Source organism: Streptomyces sp. PA03-6a (assembly GCF_033792765.1).
In the GTDB taxonomy this organism is placed as follows: domain Bacteria; phylum Actinomycetota; class Actinomycetes; order Streptomycetales; family Streptomycetaceae; genus Actinacidiphila.
The window spans coordinates 1-3,896 of record NZ_JARAVK010000455.1 but is presented as its reverse complement, the minus strand read 5'-3'; the positions used below and the strand labels follow the sequence as shown (position 1 = coordinate 3,896).

Annotated in this window: 5 protein-coding genes; 1 reads left to right on the top strand and 4 read right to left on the bottom strand. The window is 74.4% G+C overall.

Features of this window, described 5'->3' with window-relative positions:
* The 4 genes from PV350_RS45300 to PV350_RS45285 form a co-directional block, all read right to left on the bottom strand.
* The coding region (locus PV350_RS45300) for an adenylosuccinate synthetase (RefSeq protein WP_500339156.1) at nucleotides 1-444 on the bottom strand (444 nt) is incomplete at its 3' end.
* A 38-nt stretch (nucleotides 445-482) separates the two neighbouring features.
* Nucleotides 483-1,487, bottom strand: a complete 1,005-nt coding sequence (locus PV350_RS45295; RefSeq protein ID WP_500339155.1) for a hypothetical protein — start codon at nucleotides 1,485-1,487, stop codon at nucleotides 483-485.
* A 61-nt stretch (nucleotides 1,488-1,548) separates the two neighbouring features.
* A complete protein-coding gene (locus tag PV350_RS45290) occupies nucleotides 1,549-2,574 on the bottom strand; it encodes a molecular chaperone DnaJ (RefSeq protein WP_500339154.1) in 1,026 nt (341 codons plus the stop codon).
* Nucleotides 2,571-3,449, bottom strand: coding sequence for an NUDIX hydrolase (locus PV350_RS45285; RefSeq protein WP_500339153.1), 879 nt, complete (start codon nucleotides 3,447-3,449; stop codon nucleotides 2,571-2,573). Before PV350_RS45285 ends, PV350_RS45290 begins: the two co-directional genes overlap by 4 nt.
* 157 nt (nucleotides 3,450-3,606) lie before the next feature.
* Between PV350_RS45285 and PV350_RS45280 the strand changes: the two genes are divergently transcribed.
* A partial coding sequence (locus PV350_RS45280; protein ID WP_500339152.1) for a Zn-ribbon domain-containing OB-fold protein occupies nucleotides 3,607-3,896 on the top strand: 290 nt, incomplete at its 3' end.

The following is a 3,896-nucleotide window of genomic DNA, read 5'->3' as shown; positions in this document are numbered from 1 at the left end:
GTCCTGGGGGTGGGCGAGGGCGTAGGCGGCGGTCTCGCCGATGCCCATGCCGCACGAACCGTGGCGGGCCGCGCCGCGGGCCTGCTCCCGCAGCCGGTTGGCGGCGGCGTGGTACGGGGTGGTGAGGCGGGCCGCGCGGTCGACGCTGAGCAGGGCGTACGGCGCGGGGACCCCGAGGGCGGCGAGGTGGTCGGCCTCGGCGGCCAGCGCGAGGGGGTCCACCAGCATGAAGCGGGACAGGTGGGTGGGAACGCCCTGGAGGGTGCCGGAGCCGAACTGGGCGAAGGTGTGGTGGCGTCCGTCGGTGGTGACGACGTTGTGCGCCGCTTGGGCTCCGCCGTTGAAGCGGACGACCGCGCGGACCGGCCCGCTCGCGCAGAGCCGGTCCACGACGGTGCCCTTGCCGGCGTCGCCGTAGCCGAGGTCGACGACGATGGTGTGCACGGGGCCTCCAGGGTTCTCCAGGGTCCTCCGGGAAGGGCCTACAGGCGGGTGGTGCCGGTGGCAGTGCCGTCGCCGTCGCCGGTGACGTCGATCAGGGGCGTGTCCGTCACCGCGACGGCCGCGCGGTCGCGGTCGAGGGCGGCGAGGGCCTTGCCGACGGATCCGGTGGCGGCGGAGCCGAGGTCGGCGAGGTCTTCGAGGCCCTCGGCGAGGTCGATGGCCTCCTCGCCGAGCCCGATGGTGAGGGCGATGGTCTCGCAGACGGCGTCGAGGTCGTCGAGCTCGATGACGTTCTGGCCGAGGAGCCCCCGCCAGGTGCCGAGGACCTCGGTGTTGCCGACGTAGGAGGAGCCCGCCGGGAGGATGTAGTAGACGTCGAACTTCCGCTGCAGCTCGGCGACGATCCGCGTGACCGGGATGTCCTCGGCGAGGTCGTCGCCGAGGACGTCGCGCACCTCGCGGGCCTTGACCTTGCCGTAGGGCAGCTCGTCGCCGATCAGGAAGAGGTAGCCGCGGCGGCCGCGCTTGTCGTGGCAGTCGATCGAGGTGTGCCGGGCCATCGCGTACATGGCGAGCTCGTAGGACTCGGTCATCTGGCCGCCGCCCCCGCCCTCCAGCAGGATGTTGCCGAGGTCGTCGTCCATGCGGTTGTCCGACTCGAACTGCCCCAGCTGGAGCGGGACCCGGTCGCAGGTGGCGTCGCCGACCGCGCCGAAGAGGATCTGCGGGTGCTCGGTGTAGCCCTTGCGCAGGAGCAGGCCGAAGAGCTCGGGGAGCTTGGTCTGCAGGACCTGCGGGACGGTGCGCATGGATCCGGTGACGTCGAACAGGACGGCGATGGCGAGCGAGGTGGGGTGCTCGTCGGAGTCGCGGCTCTCGCGGACGCCGATGTCCTTCGGGTCGAGCGAGGGGTGCGCGCTCCAGGAACTGCGCGGTGCGGACGAGGTGACGCGGTCGCTGTAGGCGAAGGCGCCGGCGCCGCTGGCGGCGCGGTAGCGCGCGGCGGCGTCGTAGACATTGGTGGACCAGCTTCCGCTGCCCATGGTGGTTCCCCCTTGGTGTGTCGGACGTGTCAGACCTGTCGGGTGTCAGGCGTCCCGGGTGTCAGGCGTCCCGGGTCTCGCCGCCCGGCATGGTGAACGGGCGGAAGGTGCGCGGGCCGTAGAGACCCTCAAGGACGTCGTCGAGCTCCGCGAGCAGCCGCCACGCGTCGTGCGGGCGGCGGGCCTGCGCAGGGAGCGTGCAGCCGCGGAGGAAGGCGCGCAGCGGTCGCGGCGCGCGGTCTCCCATCAGCTGCTCGACGCAGCGCGAGGCGAGGTGGATGTCGGTGGCCTCGGTGGCGGGAAGCCGGCCGGTGGCCTCGGGCGGGTAGAGGGCGCGGTGCCGCTCGACGAGGGCGGGGACGGTCGCGCCGCGTTCGGTGGAGTAGCACCAGTCGACCAGCACGAGGCCGTGCTGTGCGGGGTGGATGAGGACGTGCTCGGGCAGGACGGCGCCGTGGACGACGCCGGCCCGGTGCGCCCAGCCGAGGGCGACCAGCAGCCGGCGCCACATCCAGGCGGCGTCGCGAGGGTCGAGGCCGCCGGGGTGGAGGGCGCGGACCTCGGCGAGGGTGTGGAAGCCGTGCAGCCGCTGGAGCGCGTTGACGCGGCGTTCGGTGCCGTCGGGGCCGCGGTGGCGGAAGGATTCGGCCAGTCGGGGTGCGTAGGCACGGTGCCGGGCGTCGGCGACGCCGTGCAGCCGGGTGAGGGCGTCGGCCTCCCGCTCCATCAGGTCGTTGTCGGCGGGCCGCCGCGGGATCTTCACGGCGGTGCCGGGCCCGGCGGCCCGCAGCACCGCGAGGTCGCCCTCGGCGAGGACGGGTCCCAGCGGGTATACGCCGCGGGCGGTGGTGAGGGCCGGGCCGTCGCCGGTGTGCCGCCGCCACAGGCCGGTGAGGCGGACGAAGGCGGCCTCGGCCTCGTCCGCGCGGCCGGGCGGGGCCGTGTCGGGGTGGAGCAGCCTGGCGAGCCGGCGGTAGTGCCGGGCGGCCTCGCCGGAGTCGGCCGGGAAGGGCCGGCCGAGGGCGGCCAGGGCGTCGTCGAAGGTGCGGACGCGATGTGCCGACGCGGAACGCGTCGTGGCGGTCATCGGACACTGTCCTCACGGTCGGGGCGGAGCAGTGCGGGGTGCAGGAGGCGGGCGTCGCCGGCGCGGTAGAGACGGGCCCGGGGGCCGCCCTTGGAGCCGCCGCGGCCGGCGGTGGTGCCGGTGGACTCGACGAAGCCCGGCACCGACAGGACCTTGCGGTGGAAGTTCCCTGCGTGCAGGGTGCGGCCCCAGACCGCCTCGTAGACCGAGCGGAGCTCGGTGACGGTGAACTCCTCGCCGAGGAAGGCGGTGGCCAGCGGGGTGTACTCGATCTTGGCGCGGGCCCGGTCGAGGCCTTCGGCGAGGATCGTGCCGTGGTCGAAGGCGAGGTCGGCGGCGGGGCCTTGTGCCTGGCCGGACCGGCGGCCGGAACCACCCCCGTGGATCCCGGCCGGCCGGTCCTGCTCCTTGGGACGCGCGGTGGCGGCGTCCGGTTTCGCCTGCGGTGCGAGTGCCTCGACCGGGACCCACTCGGCCGCCGCCGCGTCGCTGCCGGCCCGCGCCTCGGGGAGGTCCGGGGCGAAGGCGAGGTAGGCGACGGAGACGACGTGCATGCGCGGGTCGCGGTCGGGGCGGCCGTAGGAGCCGAGCTGTTCGAGGTGGACGCGGCCGAGGCCGCGTGCCGCGTCGAGCCCGGTCTCCTCGGCCAGTTCACGGGCCGCGGCCTCGTCCAGGGACTCGCGTCCGGCCTGGACGAATCCGCCGGGCAGTGCCCAGGCACCTTCGTACGGCGGGCCGCCGCGGCGCACCAGCAGCACGTGCAGGCGTCCTTGACGCAGCGTCAGGGCGACGACGTCGACGGTCACGGCGATGGGCTCGAAGGCTCGCGGGTCGTAGGCGGCGAGGAACGCGTCCTCACCCTGCCGGTCCGCCATCGTGTGCCACCCCTCGCCGGTTGTTCTCACTTCGAGTATTTCTCGCTTCGAGAAGAACTTAGCACCGGGCACCGACACCGTCCACCCCGTTCCGCCGTACGGTCCGCCCGTGGCACACTTCTGACGAACTGTCAGCTCAGCTGGGGAGGATCCGGACGTGGCACGGTCACGGAAACCCGTGGTGACGGGCTGGTTCACACACGACACGGCGGACGAGGACGGCTTCCGGCTGCTCGGCACCCGGTGCCGCGGCTGCGGCGCGGTGTTCTTCCCCCGCGAGGACCACGCCTGCCGCAACCCGGCCTGCGACGGCGCCGAAGGGGACCTGGAGGAGGTCCCGCTGTCGCGGCGGGGCCGGGTCTGGTCGTACACCGACGCCCGCTACCGCCCGCCCGCCCCGGCCCCCCGCGCCCCCGCACGCCACGGGGAACCCACGCCCCAGGCTGC